This is a genomic window from Streptomyces sp. NPDC059255, from assembly GCF_042752355.1.
In the GTDB taxonomy this organism is placed as follows: domain Bacteria; phylum Actinomycetota; class Actinomycetes; order Streptomycetales; family Streptomycetaceae; genus Streptomyces.
In genome coordinates this window covers 1-19,355 of the sequence record NZ_JBHYZP010000035.1, presented here as the reverse complement: position 1 = coordinate 19,355, position 19,355 = coordinate 1, and the positions used below count along the sequence as shown (strand labels likewise).

At 74.5% G+C, this 19,355-nt stretch carries 16 protein-coding genes and 1 rRNA gene; 4 read left to right on the top strand and 13 right to left on the bottom strand.

Going from position 1 to position 19,355, the window contains the following annotated elements; translation table 11 throughout:
• Window positions 1–76 precede the first annotated feature (76 nt).
• Entirely contained in the window at window positions 77–1,741 is a 1,665-nt protein-coding gene (locus ACFXKG_RS31685) for a PucR family transcriptional regulator (protein WP_384846363.1), read from the top strand.
• A gap of 50 nt (window positions 1,742–1,791) precedes the next feature.
• Here the strand turns inward: ACFXKG_RS31685 and ACFXKG_RS31680 are convergent, their stop codons facing one another.
• The 8 genes from ACFXKG_RS31680 to ACFXKG_RS31645 form a co-directional block, all read right to left on the bottom strand.
• Window positions 1,792–3,495, bottom strand: coding sequence for a hypothetical protein (locus tag ACFXKG_RS31680; protein ID WP_384846361.1), 1,704 nt, complete (start codon window positions 3,493–3,495; stop codon window positions 1,792–1,794).
• A 201-nt stretch (window positions 3,496–3,696) separates the two neighbouring features.
• Complete coding sequence (locus ACFXKG_RS31675) at window positions 3,697–5,745, bottom strand: tetratricopeptide repeat protein (protein WP_384846359.1); 2,049 nt, start codon at window positions 5,743–5,745, stop codon at window positions 3,697–3,699.
• Between the two features lie 109 nt (window positions 5,746–5,854).
• Complete coding sequence (locus tag ACFXKG_RS31670) at window positions 5,855–6,946, bottom strand: glycosyltransferase family 4 protein (protein ID WP_384846357.1); 1,092 nt, start codon at window positions 6,944–6,946, stop codon at window positions 5,855–5,857.
• Between the two features lie 167 nt (window positions 6,947–7,113).
• A complete protein-coding gene (locus ACFXKG_RS31665) occupies window positions 7,114–7,863 on the bottom strand; it encodes a hypothetical protein (RefSeq protein ID WP_384846355.1) in 750 nt (249 codons plus the stop codon).
• A gap of 182 nt (window positions 7,864–8,045) precedes the next feature.
• Complete coding sequence (recN, locus tag ACFXKG_RS31660; RefSeq protein WP_384846353.1) at window positions 8,046–9,797, bottom strand: DNA repair protein RecN; 1,752 nt, start codon at window positions 9,795–9,797, stop codon at window positions 8,046–8,048.
• A gap of 124 nt (window positions 9,798–9,921) precedes the next feature.
• Entirely contained in the window at window positions 9,922–10,860 is a 939-nt protein-coding gene (locus ACFXKG_RS31655; RefSeq protein WP_384846485.1) for an NAD kinase, read from the bottom strand.
• 59 nt (window positions 10,861–10,919) lie between these two features.
• On the bottom strand, window positions 10,920–11,735 hold the full coding sequence (locus tag ACFXKG_RS31650; protein ID WP_384846350.1) for a TlyA family RNA methyltransferase: 816 nt from the start codon (window positions 11,733–11,735) through the stop codon (window positions 10,920–10,922).
• Window positions 11,736–11,769: 34 nt separating this feature from the next.
• A complete protein-coding gene (locus ACFXKG_RS31645; RefSeq protein ID WP_384846348.1) occupies window positions 11,770–12,075 on the bottom strand; it encodes a hypothetical protein in 306 nt (101 codons plus the stop codon).
• 43 nt (window positions 12,076–12,118) lie between these two features.
• Here ACFXKG_RS31645 and ACFXKG_RS31640 point away from each other — a divergent pair, with 43 nt between their 5' ends.
• Complete coding sequence (locus ACFXKG_RS31640; protein WP_384846346.1) at window positions 12,119–12,466, top strand: sterol-binding protein; 348 nt, start codon at window positions 12,119–12,121, stop codon at window positions 12,464–12,466.
• Here the strand turns inward: ACFXKG_RS31640 and ACFXKG_RS31635 are convergent.
• Window positions 12,455–13,330 (bottom strand): ABC transporter ATP-binding protein, encoded by an 876-nt coding sequence (locus ACFXKG_RS31635; RefSeq protein WP_384846344.1) that lies wholly within the window; start codon window positions 13,328–13,330, stop codon window positions 12,455–12,457. The two genes, ACFXKG_RS31640 and ACFXKG_RS31635, sit on opposite strands and share 12 nt — an antisense overlap.
• Window positions 13,331–13,714: 384 nt before the next feature.
• Here ACFXKG_RS31635 and ACFXKG_RS31630 point away from each other — a divergent pair, with 384 nt between their 5' ends.
• The gene (locus ACFXKG_RS31630; protein WP_384846342.1) at window positions 13,715–14,506 is read left to right on the top strand and encodes a siderophore-interacting protein; all 792 of its coding nucleotides are present in this window, start codon (window positions 13,715–13,717) and stop codon (window positions 14,504–14,506) included.
• A gap of 171 nt (window positions 14,507–14,677) precedes the next feature.
• Here ACFXKG_RS31630 and ACFXKG_RS31625 read toward each other — a convergent pair whose 3' ends face one another.
• Window positions 14,678–15,706, bottom strand: coding sequence for an HAD-IIA family hydrolase (locus ACFXKG_RS31625; protein ID WP_384846340.1), 1,029 nt, complete (start codon window positions 15,704–15,706; stop codon window positions 14,678–14,680).
• A gap of 84 nt (window positions 15,707–15,790) precedes the next feature.
• Here ACFXKG_RS31625 and ACFXKG_RS31620 point away from each other — a divergent pair, with 84 nt between their 5' ends.
• Window positions 15,791–17,140 carry a DUF1015 family protein gene (locus ACFXKG_RS31620; RefSeq protein ID WP_384846338.1) on the top strand — a complete coding sequence of 450 codons (1,350 nt, stop codon included), beginning with the start codon at window positions 15,791–15,793 and terminating at the stop codon, window positions 17,138–17,140.
• 46 nt (window positions 17,141–17,186) lie between these two features.
• Here ACFXKG_RS31620 and ACFXKG_RS31615 read toward each other — a convergent pair whose 3' ends face one another.
• The 3 genes from ACFXKG_RS31615 to rrf form a co-directional block, all read right to left on the bottom strand.
• Window positions 17,187–18,002 (bottom strand): hypothetical protein, encoded by an 816-nt coding sequence (locus tag ACFXKG_RS31615; RefSeq protein WP_384846483.1) that lies wholly within the window; start codon window positions 18,000–18,002, stop codon window positions 17,187–17,189.
• Window positions 17,981–19,063, bottom strand: coding sequence for a hypothetical protein (locus ACFXKG_RS31610; RefSeq protein WP_384846499.1), 1,083 nt, complete (start codon window positions 19,061–19,063; stop codon window positions 17,981–17,983). The genes ACFXKG_RS31615 and ACFXKG_RS31610 overlap by 22 nt, the downstream gene beginning before the upstream one ends.
• Before the next feature lie 200 nt (window positions 19,064–19,263).
• Window positions 19,264–19,355 (bottom strand): 5S ribosomal RNA (gene rrf / locus ACFXKG_RS31605); the annotation flags it as partial.

Here is a 19,355-nt window from a genome sequence, read left to right as displayed (position 1 = left end):
CGGGCCCGGGTCCTCGCCGGTCCTCCGCGTACGTCCGTACGTCCCCACCTGCGCCTCGTCCAGTAGCCTCCGGCCCATGGAGACTCAGGGCGGCATCACCGTGCGGCGCGTTCTTGAGCTGCCCGGACTCCGGGGCGGGCTGCCGGAGGTGGTCGCCTGCGCGGAGGCACTGGACCGTACGGTGCGCTGGGTGCACGCGGGCGAGGTGCCGAACATCGCCTCGCTCCTCAAGGGCGGCGAGCTGCTGCTGACGACCGGTCTCGGCCTCGGCAGCCGACCCGCCGAGCAGCGCGCCTTCGTCCGCAGGCTCGCCGAGCGGGGCATCGCGGCCCTGGTGGTGGAGCTGGGCGCCCGGTTCGACCGGCTCCCGGCGGCGCTCGTGGACACGGCACGGTCGGCCGGGCTGCCGCTGGTGCAGCTCCACCGCGAGGTGCCGTTCGTCTCGGTGACCGAGGAGGTCCACACCGAGATCGTCAACGGCCACTACGCGCTGCTGCGGCAGGCCGAGGAGGTCCACCACCGGTGCACGGAGGCCGTACTGGACGGGGGCGGGGTGGAGCGGGTGCTCCGGATCCTGGCGGACTTCACGGGCAATCCGGTCTTCCTGGAGACCGCGGAGGGCCGGCTCCTGTACGCGGCGGCGCCCGGCGCGGCCCCGGCGGCCGCCGATCCGCTGGACGTGTGGGCGGGGCTGCGCGGCCGGCGCGCGGCGCGGGCGGCGGGGCCGCCGGCGGGCGCGGTGCTGGTGGACGTCGCGGGGCGCGGCCACGGTACGGGGGCGGTGCGGGCCCGGCTGGTGATCCCGGCCGTGTCGGCGGCGGCGCTGCCGGTGCACCGGCTGGCGGCCGAGCGCGTGGCCGGCACCCTCGCGGTCGTCCTGATGCAGGCACGCCAGGAGGAGGAGCTGGCGGCCCGCGGCCGCGGTGACTTCCTCACCGATCTCGCGGAGGGCCGGATCCGCCCCGAGGACGCGCCCGAGCGGGCGCGGGTGCTGGGCTTCCGGCCCGGCGACGGGCCGTTGCTGCCGGTGGTGATGCGGCTGGGGCCGGACCGGGCGGCGGACCGGGCCCCGGGCGCCGAGCCGCCGCCGGTGGGGAACTGGGCGGTGCTGGCCGGAGCGGTGCTGGAGGAGCTGTCCGCGGTGGGCGTGCCGGTGCTGCTGGGCGTACGGCCCGTGGAGGGCCGGGTTCCGCTGCTGCTGGGGCTGCGGGCGGAGTCCGAACGTACGGCGGTGGCCGACCGGGTCGCGGCGGCGCTGCGGGCGGGCGTGGCGCGCGCGGGCGTGGAGCGGCCCGGCGCGCCGCCCCCGGTGGTTGTGGTGGGCGTGGCGGGAGGCTGGGCGGCGGCGAGCGCGAGCCTGCGGCACGCCGCGGAGACGGCCGCGGCGGCGCGGGGGCTGCCGGACCTGCCGTGGTACGACGCCCGCCGCCTGGACATCGATCTGCTGCTGTGGCGGCTGCGGGAACACCCGGACCTGGCGGCCTTCGTGGACCGTGCGATCGGCCCGCTGCGCGCCCACGACCGGTCGTCCAGGCCCGCGTTGCTGCCGACGCTGGAGGTCTTCCTGGCGCACGCGGGGCGCAAGGCGGAGACGGCGCGGGAGCTGCATCTCAACCGGCAGACGCTCTACAACCGGCTGGGCCGGATCTCCGAGCTGCTCGGCACGGACCTGGACGACCCGCAGGCGGTACTGGCGCTGAGCCTGGCGCTCCGGGCCCGCCGCCACACGCCCGGCGGGTGAGCGCGACCGACCGCCACCCGCCCGGCGGGTGAGCGCGGCCGGGCGCCGGGTCACTCCGGGGTGGTGAACTCCACCCGTACGTCACGGGTTCCGGTACGGACGGTCACGCCCTCGGCGATCTCCTTCGGGGAACACCCGTCCGCCAGCAGGACGTTCACCGCGGCGCCCAGCAGCACCGGATCGAGGGGCGCGTGGTGCTCGCCCCACGGCCGCGCCGAAGACGCCTCCAGGAGGGTCCCGTCGCGCAGCGCCACCAGGGCCGTACGGCTGCCCAGGGCGGCGACCGCGACGTTCAGCGCGGGGAGCGCGGCGAACCGCGCCGCCGCCCAGCGCGCGGGGGTCTGCACCGGTTCCACGGTCGTGCGCGCGAGGACCTCGGCGTATCCGCGCCACCGGGTGTCCGTGCCGTGGTCGTGGGCGGCGTAGAAGCCCCGGCCCGTGCCGTGCCGCCCGGGGATCACCGGCCAGCGGCGCAGCGCCACCACCCCGTCCGCGGGGCGGCCGCCGACGACGTCGTACACGGCGGAGACGGTGTGCTCGACGGGGCGGGGGTCGGGGACCGGATCGGGCTGCTCCGTCACCGGCGGAAGGCGCACGCCCCGGTGTTCGAGGAAGGAGTAGAGCTTGCGCCTGGTGCGTTCCGCGCCCTCGCCCCTGGCGCCGAGCTGGAGGGCGAACACGTCGTCCAGCTCGCCGGGGACGTATCGGTCGGCGGCGCTCAGCAGCTGGTCGAGCAGGGGCCTGGCGGGGTCGAGGGCGGGCGCCCGCCGGGCGAAGGCCGCCGCGGGGGAGGCCGGGTCCAGCTCGTCGAGCCCGGTGGCGGCGAGCAGCGTCACCCGGTGCAGGGCGGCGTTGTAGAAGGTCGTGGAGCCGTGGTCGCCGATCACCCAGTCCCCGGCGACCACGGTGGCCCGCCAGCCCTCCTGCGGAGGGATCACCAGGAGCCCCGCGTTCATCGCCCCGGCCAGCCGGTCGAGGACCCCGTCGGTGGTGTGGCGGGCCCAGACGTTGGGGTGCAGGACGAGCGCCACCGCGTAGTCGTCGGCGGGCAGCTCCGCGAGCAGCCGCTCCGGCAGGTCGGGGCAGCGGCCGAGCAGGGAGTGCCTGCTCCAGGTCGAGTGGACGACCACGAGCCGCCGCCCGCCCACGACGCCGAGCCGTTCCCGGTAGATGTCGCGCCGGGGCACGCTGGCCCGGATCCGGTCGAAGCACTGGTCGCCGACGGCGACGGCGTACGGCACCGCCTGAGGGCAGGAGACGGCGAGCCGGGCGATCTGGTCCTCGTGGGAGACGCAGATGCAGGACGGCAGGACCTTGCCGCGCCGGGTCAGTTCACGCGCCGAGAGTCCGGCGGGTGAGGACGTGTCCCCGGTGGACTCGGTGACCAGCCGGTTGTAGCCCGCGCCGTGCGGCAGCACCACGAGCGGGGTGCCCCTGCGGTACATGGAGCGGTGCACGGCGCAGGCGACGACGAGATGGAAGCGCCGCCGTCTGGCCTCGCGCCAGCTCAGGACGGTGACGCCGAGCCCGTCCAGGTACTCCGCCAGCCCCGCGCTGAAGGCGGAGCCGGGGTTGACGGTGTACGAGACCTCGATCCCGTCCTCGGGACGGAGCAGGCGGGTCACGTCCCGCAGCCTGGTCGCGGAGGTCAGGGTGCGGGCGACGGCCAGGACCTGGGCCCTGGGCGGCTCGTAGGTGTCCCAGCGCGTCCCGGCGTGCCGGGCACGGCTCCTGCGCGGCGGGAACACGGCCACCTCCGGACGGTTTCGGTCCTGCGGTCATGTGCAGAGCGGGGAGAGGGATGCGAGTGTGATCGTACTGAACGGGCACGGCACGGCACGGCCACGGAACGAGACGGGTGGCGGAGAAGCCGGGCGGCTCAGGCCGGACTGGGCCGCTCAGGCCGGACCGAGCCGCTCAGGCGGGGCCGGGCCGCTCAGGCCGGACCGAGCCGCTCAGGCCGGACCGGGCCGCCGGGACAGGTCCATGTCGGCGCGCAGTGCGCGGAGTTTGTCCAGGCTCTCCTGTGCGAGCCGGTCGTCGCCGATCTCCCGGGCGAGCTCCGCCGTGAGTTCCAGCGCCTGGTCGAGCTTGGTGTACTGGCCCTGCCGTCCGGCCCACACCGCCGCCTCGGTGACCGTCCGCACGGCGAGCGCGGGGTCTCCCAGGGCGCGTTGGGCGCGGGCGAGCTGGATGCCGGTCTTCGACCGCATCCCGTCGTCCCCGGTCCCGGCCGCGGTCGCGGCGGCCCGCGCCAGGACGTCGGCCGCCTCCTGGTTCCGTCCGGCGGCGATCAGCGCCTGCCCCAGGTGGTAGCTCTGCACGACGATGCCGTGCGGGTCCCCCGCGTTGGCCGCCAGCGCGCCGCGGAACAGCTCGACCGCGGTGTCCGGGTCGCCGGCCGCGAGATGCAGCAGCCCCTGCGATTCCCGTACGGCGCCGGAGAGGCGCGGGTCGGCCAGCGTCTCCAGAAGGGGCTCCGCACGGGCCAGTTGGTCCCTGGCGTCCTCGTACTCGCCCAGTCCGTAGTGGGCGCGGGCGAGTTGGTTGCGCATCCTGACCTCGGCGTCGAAGCGGCCCTCCCGGGCCGCCGCCTCGATCCCCAGCCGGTGCGAGTCGATCCAGTCGGCGTAGTGCTTGCGGCTCTCGAAGAGCGCCCACAGCGACTCACAGAGCCGCCAGACGGCGTCGTACCACCGTTCCCCGTCCGCGGCGCGCAGCACGGCGAGGAGCGTGTCCCGCTCGTCGTCCAGCCAGTCCACCGCCTCGGCGGAGGTGGTGAAGAGCGGGTCCCGTACGGGGCCGGCGGCTCCGGGATCCGCGGGGCTCTCCTGAAGGCGCCATCGGTTGCCGAGGATCAGCCGGTCGGCGCGGGCCGCGGCGGCGACGTAGAAGTCCACGACACCGCGCAGCACGGTGCGGCGGCGCTCCTCGGCGCCCTCCCGGCGGCTGCTGAGCGCCCGCGCGTGCGTGCGGACCACGTCGTGCATCCGGTAGCGGCCCCGGGGGCCGGTGGCGACCACGAGATGTACGGCGAGGAGGTCGGTGAGCGCGGCGTCGAACTCCTCCCCCGCGCCCGCCGCGTGGGCGAGGGGCGCGGTGAAGGTGGTGCCGGGGAGCAGTCCGAGCAGGTCGTAGAGGCGCCGGGTGGGGCCGGTGAAGCCCGCGACGACGGCGTCCATCACGGCCCCGCCGTCGCCGGACCCCTCGCCGGCCTCCGTGCCGTCCGTCAGCTCGCGCACCACGTCCTCCAGTGTCCTGTGCGGTTGCCCCACCAGGCGCTCCCCCACCGCGCGCATGAGGAGCGGCAGCCCGGCGCAGAGGGAGACCAGTTCGGCCGCCGCGTCGTCCGCCGCCGTGCTCCGCCAGCGCCGTACGAGCCGGACCCCGGCGCGGCTGTCCAGCGGAGGGACGGGAACGTCCACCGCGCCGTCGAGCAGCAGGGGCGCCAGCCGGGTACGGCTGAGAACGACGGCGAGTCCGACGCCGGGCAGCAGCGGTCTGACCTCGGGGGCGGCGCGTACGTTGTCGACCACGACGAGCACGGGCCGCGTCGCGGTGGCGGAGCGGAACAGCGCGGACCGCTCCCCGAGGGTGGGCGGGATGCGGCTCTCGTCCACGTTGAGCGAGCGGAGCAGGATACCGAGGACACCGCCGATGTCGACGGCGTCGCCGTACCGCAGGTCCTCCAGGTCGACGTAGAGCTGTCCGCCCGGGTAGCGGGCCTGCACCTCGGGGTCGTTGGCCCAATGGGCCACGAGCTCCGTCTTGCCGACCCCGCCCAGGCCGGTCACGAGCGCCTGGGCGCAGCAACCCACCGGTGCGGCGAGCACCCCCTTGAGGATGGTCAGCTCATCGATCCGGTTGACGAAACCGTTGTGCGGGACGGGAAGCTGGCGAGGGATCACCGGGGGCGGCAGGGGCGGGTAGGTGATCGAACCGATGTATCCGGCCTGCACCAGCGGCCCCGAGATCACCGCGTCCCCGGAGACGGTGTTGCTCACCGTCCCACCGGATCCCTCAGCGGCACTGCGGCTCTCCACACGCTCTCCCCTCGGCCCGCTCCGGCTCACCGGGGCTCACTCCGGCTGCCCACCCTAGGCCCTGCCCGGATCAGCGTGCCGGGCGTCCCCGCGCCGTCAGTTCGTCGTACACGGAGAGCACCTGCGCGATCGTCTCGTCCTCCGTGGGCCAGGTGGCCGCCTGCGCCCGGCCCGCCGTCGCGAGCCGGGCCCGCCGCTCCGGGTCGGCCAGCAGGCGCGTCACCGCCTCCGCCAGGGCCGGCGCGTCGCCGTACGGGACGAGTTCGGCGGCGTCGCCGACGAGTTCGGGGATGGCGCCCACCGCCGTCGCGACCAGCGGCACGCCGAGCCGCAGCGCCTCCTGGGCCAGCACCGAGCGGGCCTCCCAGCGGCTGGCGAGCACGGCGACGTCCGCCGTCGCGAGGAGTTCGCTGATGTCGTCCCTGCGGCCGATGAGCTGTACGGGCAGGTCGTCGCTCTCGATCCGGCGCTGGAGCCTGGCGCGTTCCCGGCCCTCGCCCGCGATGGTGAGCAGCGGGGCGGGGTCCAGATGGCGCCAGCCGGCCACGGCGTCGAGCAGCGTGTCGTACCCCTGGTCCGGTACGAGGCTGCCGACGGCCATCAGCAACGGACGTTCGACCGCGCCGAGTTCGGCGCGAGACTTGTTCTCCTCGCCCGCGGCCTGGTGGCAGGGCGCGGGCAGCGCGACGGGCGCGAGGCGGGCATCGCGCGCGCCCCGCCGACGCGCCCCGTCCACCAGTTCGGAGGTCGCCCCGAGCACCACCGAGGCGGCCCTGACCGCGCGCCGTTCCAGTATCCGCAGCAGGCGGCCGCGGGGCCCCGCCGCCTCCGTACGGGTGTGCCAGGTGACGACCAGCGGCACCCTCAGTCCGCCGAGCGCGAGCGCGGTCCGTACGGCGGCGTGCAGCCCGTGCGCGTGCACCACGTCCGCTCCGGCGCAGGCCGCCCGGAGCGCCGCCACCGAGGCCGGGTCGCCACGCCGGGCGACGGGGACGTGGTACGCCCCGGCGCCGCTGAAGTCGTAGGCACGGTCGAGTTCAGCGGGGGCGCACACGGTCACACGCACGCCCCGGGCGACCAGCCCCGCCGCCAGCGATCGGACGTGCGCGCTGCTGCCCGCGCTGCCACCGCCCAGCACCTGGACCGTACGCAGTTGTGTCACGTGGGCAAGGCTCCTGGATCGGTGAGGGTCTGCGTCAAGGATGCCAGTCCGTACGCACGTTCCGGCACCGCCCGGGCGTCGTTCCGGTGTCCGACGCCTCAACTCCGCGCCTGGTATCACTCACACGGGTGAGGACGCGGGTCGGCCGTCCCGGTTCCGCGCCACACTCACCGGCTGCCGACCCTGTCACCGTACGCCGTCCCGGCGATGACTCCCAGTGCGTGTACGGCCAGCCCCGCCCGCCCGTTGCCCGCGACGACTGCGGCGCCGAGGGCCGCGCCGAGCGCGTGGGCGCCCGCGTCGCCGAGCATCGTCCGCTCCCCGAGGTCGGCGCCGACGACCGCCGCGGCGGCGCCCACCGGTACGGCGGCCAGGGCGCCCGCCGTACCCCCGCGCAGCAGGCCGGGCGCGCCGAGCGCGAGCACCCCGACGCAGGCCCTGCCGGGGCGTACGTCCAGGAGGTTGACGCAGTGCGCGCCGCCCGCGATCACGACACCGGCCAGCAGCCGGTCCACGGGACGCTCCTTGAGCAGCGCGCCCGCGGCGAGCGCCGCCGCGCCGATGCCGAGGAGCTTCACGGCACCGGTGGTCACCTCACCCTGGCGCAGCGCGCCGAGGTGCGCCGCGAAACCCCGGCGCGGATCGCCCGCGCCGGCCCGGTCGTCGTACGCCCCGCAGGCACCGGCGGCGAGGACGGCCAGCGCGACGGCGCCCCGCGCACCGACCGGCGCGGACCCGGCGGCGGCTCCGAGGACGGTGGCGGGACCGGCGTACAGGTCGACGGTGCGCCCGGCGTAGTTGCTCCGCCGCCAGCGCGCGGGCTCCCCCGGCGCACGGGAGCGGCGCACTTCGTACACGCCACGGGTGGTGCCCAGCGCGGTGAGGAACGCGGCGGTCCTGCTCTTCCTGGCGGCCATGCGGATCACCCTGGAACGCGTCCCGCACGCCCCGGCCGGGCGGACGTCATGGAACGGGCCCTGCCGGATCCACCCGGCAGGGCCCGTTCCATGCGTCACTTCCGACGGCCTGTTCCAGCGGCCCGTTCCGACGGCCGCTCCGACAACCGCTCTCCAACGACCTCCCCGGCAGCCGCCCGCCCCTAGGCGTCCGAACGGGCCGTGGCCAGCAGTTCCTCCGCGTGGGCGCGTGCCGTCTCCGAGTCCTCCTGGCCCGCGAGCATCCGCGACAGCTCCCGTACCCGATCCTCGCCCTCCAGGACCGTCACCCCGGAGCTCGTCACCGATCCGTCGACCGTCTTCTCGACCAGGAGCTGCCGGTCCGCGAAGGCCGCGACCTGGGGGAGGTGGGTGACCACCACCACCTGCGCCGACCGGGCGAGCTTCGCCAGCCTGCGGCCGACCTCGACCGCCGCCTTGCCGCCGACGCCCGCGTCGACCTCGTCGAAGAGATACGTCGGTACGGGGTCGGACCCGGCGAAGACCACCTCCACGGCGAGCATCACCCGCGACAGTTCACCGCCCGAAGCGCCCTTGGCGATCGGCCGGGGCTGGGCGCCGGGGTGCGGGGCCAGCAGCAGTTCGACCTCGTCGGCGCCGTGCGGCCCGTAGACCACGGAGCGCCCGCCGACGTCGACGCCCGCGCTCTCGTCCGGCGACTCGGTCTGCCGGATGTCGAACGAGACCCGCGCGTGCGGCATGGCCAGGGAGGCCAGCTCCGCGGTGACGGCCTCCGCGAAGCGCGCCGCCGCCTCCGTACGGGCTTCGGTGAGTGCCTGCGCAAGGCCCGAGAGCTCGGCGCGCAGCGCGTCCCGCTCGGCCGTCAGCTCACCGATCCGCTCGTCGTCGCCCTCCAGCTCGGTCAGCCGCGCGGCGCTCTCCTCGGACCAGGCCAGTACGGCGTCGATGTCCGCGCCGTACTTCCTGGTCAGCCCGGTCAGCGCGGCGCGGCGTTCCTCGACGGCGGCCAGCCGGCGCGGATCGGCGTCCAGGTTGTCCGCGTATCCGGCGAGTTCACCCGCGACGTCCGTCAGGAGGATCGCGATCTCCCCCATCCGGTCGGCCAGCCCGGCCAGCACCGGATCGTGGGCCTTCACCGCCTCCAGGGCCCGCCCGGCGCCCCCGACGAGGGTCGTCGCGTCGACGCCCTCCGGGTCCTCGGGGTTACCCGCGAGCGCCGCGTGGGCGAGGGAGGCGGCGGAGGCGAGGGCCTCCGCGTGGCCCAGCCGCTCGGCCTCCGCGCCGAGTTCGGTGTCCTCCCCCGACAGGGGCTCGACGGCCGCGATCTCGGTCAGCCCGAAGCGCAGCAGATCGGCCTCCTGCGCGCGCTCCCTGGCCCGGGTCGTGAGCTCGTCCAGCTCGGCCGCCACGGCCCGCAGCCTGCGGTACGCGGTGGCGTACGCGGCGTGCGGGGCGCCGACCGCGTCCCCCGCGTACCGGTCCAGGGCCTTGCGCTGGCGCGCGGGGCGCAGCAGGCCCTGCTGGTCGGTCTGGCCGTGCACGGCGACGAGGTCGTCCGCCAGCTCCCCCAGCATGCCCACGGGCACGGAGCGTCCGCCGAGGTGGGCGCGCGAGCGCCCCTCGGCCGAGACGGTCCTGCTGATGAGCAGCGCGCCTTCGTCGAGCTCCGCGCCCGCCTCCTCGGCGCGCAGCGTCGCCGGCGCGCCGGGGGCAAGCCTGATCCGCCCCTCGACCACCGCCGACTTCGCCCCGATCCGCACCAGGGCGGGATCGGCGCGCCCGCCGAGCAGCAGTCCCAGACTGGTGACGACCATGGTCTTGCCCGCGCCGGTCTCGCCGGTCACCGCCGTGAAGCCGGGCGACAACTCGACGACAGCGTCGTCGATGACCCCGAGCGACCGTATCCGCATCTCCTCCAACACGGTGACGACCATACGAGGTCCCGGCACCGGGTGCGCGACGCACCCCACCCCCGAGTTCACGGGAGGACCGGTGTCCGAGTGGTCCGCGATTCGTACCGTACGGGGCCGAACCACCCGGAACCGCACACGGCCGATTTCAGTGCGGCGCCCCGCGCCACCCGGAGACCGGCAGCGCGAACTTGGCCACCAGCCGGTCGGTGAACGAGGCGTGGTGCAGCCGCGCCAGCCGCACCGGGACGGAGCCGCGCCGCACCTCCACCCGCGCCCCCGGGGGCAGTTCGATCGTCCGGCGCCCGTCGCACCACAGCACCCCGTTCGGGGTGTCCTGCTGCACCTCCACCGCGAGCACCGTCGTCGGGGACGTCACCAGCGGTTTCGCGAAGAGCGCGTGGGCACTGATCGGCACCATCAGCAGCGCCTCGACCTCCGGCCAGACCACCGGACCGCCCGCCGAGAAGGCGTACGCGGTCGAACCGGTCGGGGTGGCGCAGACGATGCCGTCGCAGCCGAATCCGGTGACCGGCCGGCCGTCGATCTCCAGGACGACTTCGAGCATCCGCTCGGGCGAGACCTTCTGGACGGCCGCCTCGTTGAGCGCCCAGTCCTGGTGGACGACGTCGCCGTTGCTGTGGACGACGACATCGATCGTCATCCGCTCCTCGACCTCATACGCACGAGTGACGACCCGGTCGACGACCTTGTCCAGATCGTCCCGTTCCGCCTCGGCGAGGAAGCCGACCCGGCCCAGGTTGACGCCGAGCATCGGCACACCGGAGGCGCGCGCGAACGCGGCGCCGCGCAGCAGGGTGCCGTCCCCGCCGAGCACGATCAGCAGCTCGCACCCCTCCAGCGCGTCGGGGATGGCCTCGGGCGCCGTCTGGACGGAGTCGGGCAGCGGCAGATCGGCCGCCTCGCTGTCCAGCACCCGGACCCCGATCCCGCTGCGCACCAGCCCGTTCACGACCAGTTCGGCGCTGCGGATGGCCGCCGGACGGCCGGTGTGGGCCAGCAGGAAGACGGTCCGGTCGGCGTTCGCCGCGCGCTCCTCGTCCAACGCGTTCTCCCCGTCCCACAGCCGCTCTCCGGCCGCCACTCGTCCTTCGGCCGCCCCGCGTCCTTCTGCTGCGTTCTTCGTCACCGGGGTCCCTCCGCCACTGCGCGGTCGACATCCGCCGGGTCCAGCTCGGGTGCCCCGGCGCGGAGCCACAGAAAATACTCGACATTTCCGGAGGGTCCGGGCAGCGGGCTGGCGGTGACGCCCCGTACGCCGAGACCGAGTTCACCCGCCCGCCGGGCCACGTTCCGTACGGCCTCGGCACGCAGCTCGGGGCTGCGGACCACACCGCCGCTGCCGAGGCGCTCCTTGCCCACCTCGAACTGCGGCTTGACCATCATCACGAGATCGGCGTCGGGGGCGGCGCAGCCCACCAGGGCCGGCAGCACCACCCCCAGCGGAATGAACGACAGATCCCCCACGATCAGATCCACGGGCTCCCCTTCGATCGCATCAAGCGTCAACTCACGTACGTTCGTACGGTCCTTGACGGTGACGCGTTCATCGCTCCGCAGCGACCAGGCGAGTTGTCCGTATCCGACGTCCACCGCGACGACCCGGGCGGCCCCCGCGCGCAGCAGCACATCGGTGAACCCACCGGTGGAGGCGCCCGCGTCGAGGGCGCGCCGGCCCCGTACCTCCAGGCCGAGCGGTACGAAGGCGGCGAGCGCGCCCGCGAGCTTGTGGCCGCCGCGCGAGACGTACTCGGGGTCGCTGTCGTCCGCCTTGACGACAACGGCGGCGCTGGTCTCCACCTGCGTCGCGGGTTTGGTCGCGGTGGTGCCGCCGACGGTCACCCGGCCCGCGGCGATGAGCTGGCTCGCGTGCTCGCGCGACCGCGCGAGGTTGCGGCGTACCAGCTCGGCATCGAGACGGCGGCGTGCCAGTCCAGCCACGTTCGGTTCAGCTCCTGTGGTCGTACGCGAGGGGTCACCGGGGCGGGCCCGGGGACCCCGGAGGTGAGAGGGGTCCGGGAGGTGCGTCGAGCGCGGTCAGCGCGTCGCGCAGTCCCCCGTGCACATCCTCGTACACCTCGATGTGGCCGTCGGCGGGGAGGTGGTCGGCGTCGGCGAGCCGGTCCAGCGTACGGTCCACCCCGGCATCGCCCGTCGGAGTGCGGGCCACCCCGAGGGGACGGGGCTCCGGCGGGCCGGTGGGCTCCGCAGGGCCCACGGACTCCGCCGGGTCCGTCGGGCCCGCCGGATCGGGGGCCGGGTCCGCGGTCACGTCACTCATACCCAAGACGCTACCGCGAAGGGCTGCGGTACCGTCGGTGCCGATGGCGACGAAGGAGGAGTGCCGCAGCGCACTCGACAAGCTCTCGGACAATCTGGCGCGGACCGACGGCGAGGCAGGCCGGGCGGCCGGCTTCGACCGCTCTCTGAGCTGCCACATCACCGATCTGGACGTCACGTTCACCGGGCGGCTGGTGGACGGCCGGATCGAGGTGGCCGACACGGTCGCGGGACCGCCGCCCGACCGGGCTCAGATCAGGCTGGCCATGACGGGCGACGATCTGGTGGCGCTGGTCGACGGCGAACTGAACTTCGCCCGCGCGTGGGGCGCGGGCCGGATCAGGCTGGAGGCCGGCTTCCGGGATCTGCTGCGCCTGAAGTCACTTCTCTAGCAGCTCCGCGGCCTGCCGGTCCGCGTCCGCCTCCGCAGTGCACTCCTGCCCCTGCTCCTGCCCCCTCGAGGGCTTGCGCCGTGCCCGTCGCCCCGCCGGCACCACCAGCGGCGTACCCGTCTCCGGGTCGTCGATGACCTGGCAGCGCAGCCCGAAGACCTCCTCCACCCGCTCGGCCGTCACGACCTCCGCCGGGGCGCCCTCCGCCACGATCCGCCCGTCGCGCATCGCGATGAGGTGCGTGGCGTACCGGGCGGCGTGGTTGAGGTCGTGCAGGACGGCGACGAGCGTACGGCCCTGGCTCTCGTGCAGTTCGGCGCAGAGGTCGAGCACGTCGATCTGGTGCTGGATGTCGAGGAAGGTGGTCGGCTCGTCCAGCAGGAGCAGCGGCGTCTGCTGCGCGAGGGCCATGGCGATCCAGACGCGCTGGCGCTGACCGCCGGAGAGTTCGTCGACATAGCGGTCGGCCAGTTCACCGACGCCGGTGGCCTCCATCGACTCGCCGACGATCCGCTCGTCCTCCGGCGACCACTGGCGCAGCAGCCCCTGGTGCGGGTAGCGGCCGCGCGCCACCAGGTCGGCGACGGTGATGCCGTCGGGCGCGATCGACGTCTGAGGGAGCAGCCCGAGGATCTTGGCGACCTTCTTGGCGGGCATCGCGTGGATGACCGAGCCGTCGAGCAGGACGCGCCCCTCGGCCGGCTTGAGCATCCGTGAGAGGGCGCGGAGCAGGGTCGACTTGCCGCAGGCGTTCGGGCCGACGATCACCGTGAAGGAGTGGTCGGGTATCTCCACGGAGAGATCGCGGGCGATGACCCGCTGGTCGTAGCCGAGGGTCACCGATTCCGCGGTGAGGCGCTGCATGGTCGTACTCCTGGTGTCCGCGGGGTTCATTTCCGATGCCGATGGCCGCTGCGGGTGAGGGGGCGAGCCTGCGCGCGCCGTTCCGGGGGACTGTCGACCCACACGAGGTTAGGTTAGCCTACCCTCGCATCTTGCTTCGATGGGGGACGTCTGCACCATGAACGGCTCCCCGCACGGGCCACCGGGACGCCCCGCGGCCCGACGGAGCACAGCTCCGCCCCGCGGGGTACGCCCCGCTCCCGCACCAACTCGCCGCCGCCATCGAGAAGTCGAAGGGGCTCCCCGTATGACCGACGCTTCGCCGTCCACCACCACCGCTCCGCCCCGTCCCTCTCCCCCTCACCTCCCCCGCCCCCTCCGCCCTTCCAGTTCTTCACCGCGGAGGTGCTCCGCACGGAGCGGATCACCCCCGCCATGGCGCGGATCGTCCTCGGCGGCCCCGCCCTGGCGCGGATGGCCTCCGCCGGCCGGGACCAGCGCGTCAAACTCTTCCTGCCCCACCCCGGCCAGCCCGAGCCGGTCATGCCGGAGCCGGGGGTGGCCGACTGGTACGCCGAGTGGCGCGCGCTCGACCCTTCGGTACGCGGCATCATGCGTACGTACACGATCCGCGAACTGCGCCGCGAACCGGACGAGTTGGTCATCGACTTCGCGCTGCACTGCGAGTCCGGGGACGCGTCGGGGCCCGCCTCGCGCTGGGCCGGGACCGCCGCGCCCGGCGACCGCGTCTGCGTCCTGGCGCCGGTCGACGAGGAGAACGGCGGATACGACTTCCGGCCGCCGGAGGACACCGACTGGATCCTGCTGACCGCCGACGAGTCCGCGCTCCCCGCCGTCGCCGGCATCCTCGACGCGCTGGCCCCGGGCACCCCGGCCCGGGTCTGGATCGAGGTCCACGACCCGGCGGAGCGTCAGGAACTGCCCACCAAGGCGGACGCCGACATCACCTGGCTCGTCCGGAACGCCTCGCCCGCCGCCCCGGAGGCGATCCGCGCCGCCGCGCTCCCGGCCGGCACCCCGTACGCCTGGGTCGCCGGGGAGGCCGCGACGGTGAAGGCGGTACGCCGCCACCTCGTCGGGGACCGCGGCTTCGACCGGCGCGCGGTGAAATTCAGCGGCTACTGGCGCCGGGGCGCCTCCGAGGACCACCTGCTCCAGGCCGCCGAGGAGGCGTGACACCGCCCTCCGGGCCCGCCGGCGACGGGCCCGGCCCCGGCCCGCCGCCCCCCGCCAAAAGCCCCGCCAGGAGCTCGGCCCGGAGCGTCCGGCCCGGAGCCCGGCCCGGACGAGTCACCCCGAAGCCCCGCCTGCCCTCACGAAGTCCCGTCAGTCCTCCCGAAGTCCCGCCTAGAGCCCGAGCCGGGCCAGCGCCTTCCCCGCGTCCAGCGCGCACGCGCCGTCACCGGCGTCCGTCCAGGCCGCCGCGCACAGCGCCCGCAGCCCGTCCAGCGCCGTACCGTCCCCGTCCAGGACCAGCACACCCGTACCGGCCGAGGCCGTCCAGCCGCCGCAGCCGAAGCCACCGTCCACCGTCACCACCTCGGGCTGCCCGGTGAGCAGCCCGCGCAGATCGGCGTCCACGTACGTCGGCCGGTACTTGGGTTCGGCGGCCAGCAGCCGCGCCCCGTCCGTCACCCCGGTCAGGACGAGCAGCGAGTCGACCCCGCCGTTGAACGCCCCCTCGATGTCGGTGTCCAGCCGGTCCCCGACGACCAGCGCCTTCCTCGCCCCGGTCCGCAGGATCGTCTCCCGGTGCATCGGGGGCAGCGGCTTCCCCGCGACCTGCGGCTCGGCGCCCGTGGCGATCCGTACGACCTCCACCGCCGCGCCGTTGCCCGGCATGATCCCGCGCGCGCTGGGGATCGTCAGGTCCGTGTTGGACGCGTACCACGGCACGCCCCGGTTGATCGCGTAGCAGGCCTCGGCGAACCGCCCCCACGCCAGATCGGGGCCGCCGTACCCCTGTACGACCGCGGCCGGATCGTCCTCGGCCGACTCGACCGGCTCCAGCCCTCGCTCGCGCAGCGCGATCCGCAGCCCGTCACCCCCGATGACCAGCACCTTCGATCCGGCGGGCAGTTGTTCGGCGATCAGCCGGGAGACCGCCTGCGCCGAGGTGATCACATCGGCGGGCTCCGCGGGCACGCCCAGCTCCGTGAGATGGGCCGCGACGGCGTCCGGCGGGCGCAGGGCGTTGTTGGTGACGTACGCGAGCCTCATCCCCCCGTCCCGCGCCGTACGCAGCGACTCGACGGCGTGCACGATGGCCTCCCCGCCGGCGTACACCACCCCGTCGAGATCGAGCAGAGCCGTGTCGTACGCCTCGCTCAGCGCGGTCGCACTCCCGCTCGGCCTGGTCCTGCTCTGCTCGCTCATGCTGCTTACACTCCTCGTCCGGGACTTCTCACCCGATCATCGCTCATGCCCACCCCGTCCATACGATGCACATACGATGCTCGGATGAACACAACAGGTCCTGCGGACAAGGGTCTGCGACTGATTCCGTTCCGTGGGCTCCGGTACGTCCCGGAACGTGTGGGCAGCCTGTCCGCGGTGACCTCGCCACCGTACGACGTCGTCGTCAGGCCCGACGGACTGCACCACCTGGAGTCCGCGGACCCGCACAACATCGTCCGGCTCATCCTGCCGCAGGCCGCCACCTCCGCGAACCGGCACCTCAAGGCGGCGGCGACGCTGGAGCGGTGGCTGGCGGAGGGCGTCCTCGCGCCGGACCCCGAGCCCGCGCTCTACGTGTACGAGCAGCGCAGGGGCGAGGTGCTCCAGCGGGGCGTCATCGGCGCCCTGGCGCTCTCCTCCCCCGCCGACGGCATCGTGCTGCCGCACGAGGACGTGATGGCCGACGTCGTGGAGGACCGCGCGGCGCTGCTGCGGACGACGGCGGCGAACCTGGAGCCGCTGCTGCTCACGTACCGCGGCGACACCGACGGCGCACCGTCCGGGGAACCGTCCACGGAACCGGCGACGCCCCCGGGCGGTACCGCGGGTGTCGTCGAACGCGCCCTCGGCCGGGCCCCGCTCCTCACCACCACCACGGAGGACGGCTTCGCCCACCGCCTCTGGGCGGTCACGGACCCCACGGATCTGGCACACATCTCCGACGACCTCTCCCGCCACCAGGCCCTGATCGCCGACGGCCACCACCGCTGGGCGACCTATCTGCGGCTGCGCGACGAACACGCGGCGACGGCGGGACCGGAGAAACCGGCAGGGGCGGCGGGACCCTGGGGGTACGGCCTGGTCCTGCTGATCGACACGGCCCGCTACCCCCTCCAGGTCCGCTCCATCCACCGTCTGCTGCGCGGACTGCCGGTAGGCCGGGCACTCGACGCGCTCGCGGGCTCGTTCCGGGTCCGTACGGTCGGCGGACCACTCCCCGAGGCGCTGGGCGCGCTGGGGGACGCGGCGGCCACGGGCAACGCGTTCCTGCTCGCCGGGGACGGCCGCTTCCACCTCGTGGACCGCCCGGACGAGGAACTGCTGGCCCGTACGGTACGGACCGACCGCCCGGCGGCCTGGCAACGGCTGGACGCGACGGTGCTGCACGCCGCACTGCTGGACCATGTCTGGCGGATCCCGGACGACCCGGAGCACATCTCCTACCTTCACGACACGGAGGCGGCCGTCGTCCAGGCCGAGCGCACCGGCGGCACGGCGGTCCTGATGCATCCGGTGCGCGAGGACGTCGTACGGGAGCTGGCGCGTCAAGGGGTCACCATGCCGCGCAAGTCGACATCGTTCGGCCCGAAGCCGGCCACGGGCCTGGTCATGCGGAGCGTCACCTTCGACTGACGGTGGGCGGCACCCCTGCCGGGATACCGCCCACCTTTGTCATCGCTCAGCGCTTGTCATCGTCGTCGACGACCACGATGTCCTCGTCGACGAGCGCGTCCGCGTCCGCGTCACCCGTCGGCGGGACGGCGGCACCGGAGTCGGTGCCGGCCGGGGCGCTGTTGTCCCCCTCCGCCTCCTCCTCGTCCATGGCGTCGACGAACTCGACCCCGTCCAGCTCGGCGAGCCGGTCCGACGCGTCGGTCGCGCCGTCCTTGTCCGCCTCGATGGTCCTGCCGAACCACTCGCGCGCCTCGTCCTCACGCCCGGCCGACAGCAGCGCGTCGGCGTACGCATAGCGGAGCCGCGCGGTCCACGGCTGTACGGAGCTGGACGCCAGCTCGGGGCTCTGCAGGGTGACGATGGCGGCGTCGATCTGCCCCATGTCCCTGCGCGCACCGGCCGCGACGAGCCGCATCTCGACCTGCCCGGCCTTGTCGAGCTTCTGCACCTCGGGCTCGCCGGCCATGGCCATCGCCCGCTCCGGCCGGCCGAGACCGCGCTCGCAGTCGGCCATGACGGGCCACAGCTCCACGCTGCCGGTCATCCGCCGGGCCGCCCGGAACTCGGCCAGCGCCTCGGAGTACTTCTGCGTCGCGTACGCGGCGAAGCCGGCGGCCTCGCGCACGGCAGCGACACGGGAGGCGAGCCGCAGGGCGATCCGCGAGTAGGCGTACGCCCGCTCGGGGTCCTCGTCGATGAGCTGGGCGACCATGACGAGGTTACGGGCGACGTCCTCCGCGAGCGTCTTGGGCAGGCTCATCAGCTCCTGCCGCACGCTCTTGTCGATCTCGTCGCCGGTCACGTCGTCCGGGATCGGCAGCCGCTTGATGGGCTCGCGGTCACGGTCCCGGTCGTCACGCCGCTCGTAGCCGCCACCGCGGTTGTCGTCCCGGCCCCGGTAGCCGCCACGGTCGTCACGCCGGTCGTCACGGCGCCCGTAGCCACCCCCGCCGCCACGACTGTCGGCACCCCGGTCGTCACGGCGCGGGCCACCGGGCCGACCGCCCTGGCCGCCCCGGTCGTCACGCCGGAAGCCACCGGACCGGTCATCCCGCCGGTCGTCCCGACGCGGACCACTCGGCCGGTCGTCCCGCCGGAAACCGCCGGACCGGTCATCACGACGCGGAGCACTGGACCGGTCATCACGCCGGTCATCACGACGCGGACCGCTCGATCGGTCATCACGGCGATCGTCGCGGCGGAAACCACCGCGGTCGCCACGGTCGTTGTCACGACGGGGACCACTCGGCCGGTCGTCACGCCGGAAACCACCGGACCGGTCATCACGACGCGGACCGCCCGAACGGTCATCACGGCGGTCATCACGGCGGAAACCACCGCGGTCGCCACGGTCGTTGTCACGACGGGGACCGGAAGGCCGGTCGTCCCGCCGGTCGTCCCGCTGGAAGGCAGGACGGTCATCACGGCGCGGGCCGCTGGGCCGGCCGCCACGGTCGTCCCGCTGGAAGGCGGGCCGGTCGTCGCGACGGGGACCACTCGGCCGGTCGTCACGCCGGTCGTCACGCCGGAAACCGCCGGACCGGTCATCACGACGCGGAGCACTGGACCGGTCATCACGGCGATCGTCACGACGGCCGTAACCGCCACCGCCGCCACGGTTGTCACCGCCGCCCGGCCGACCGCCCCGGTCGTCACGGCGACCGTAGCCACCGGCACCGCCGCCACCGGAACCAGAACCGGAGCTGGAGCCGAAACGGGAACCCGAGCCGGGACGGCCGCCCCGGTCGTCGTCGCGACGGGGACCGCTGGGCCGACCGTCCCGCGCGCCACGGAACCCGCCACCGCGCTGGTCGTCGCGACGCGGTCCACGATCGCGATCGTCACGGCCGCCTCGGAAGCCGCCCCGGTCGCCGCTGTCACTGCGGCGCGGGTCGCGCTCAGGACGGTCGTCGGAGGAATTGGGGGACATCGGTTGGGCTCCTGTCTTCGGGTACCGCAGCCATTCTCGCGCAGTCGGGGTACCGACGGGCGCCTGGGACGGTGGCTTCGGGTAATAGAGGGCAAAACAAAAAGGACCCGTAGCCCAGCGTGAACGCTGGACCACGGGTCCTTGAAAGATTGTTCGGCGGCGTCCTACTCTCCCACAGGGTCCCCCCTGCAGTACCATCGGCGCTGTGAGGCTTAGCTTCCGGGTTCGGAATGTAACCGGGCG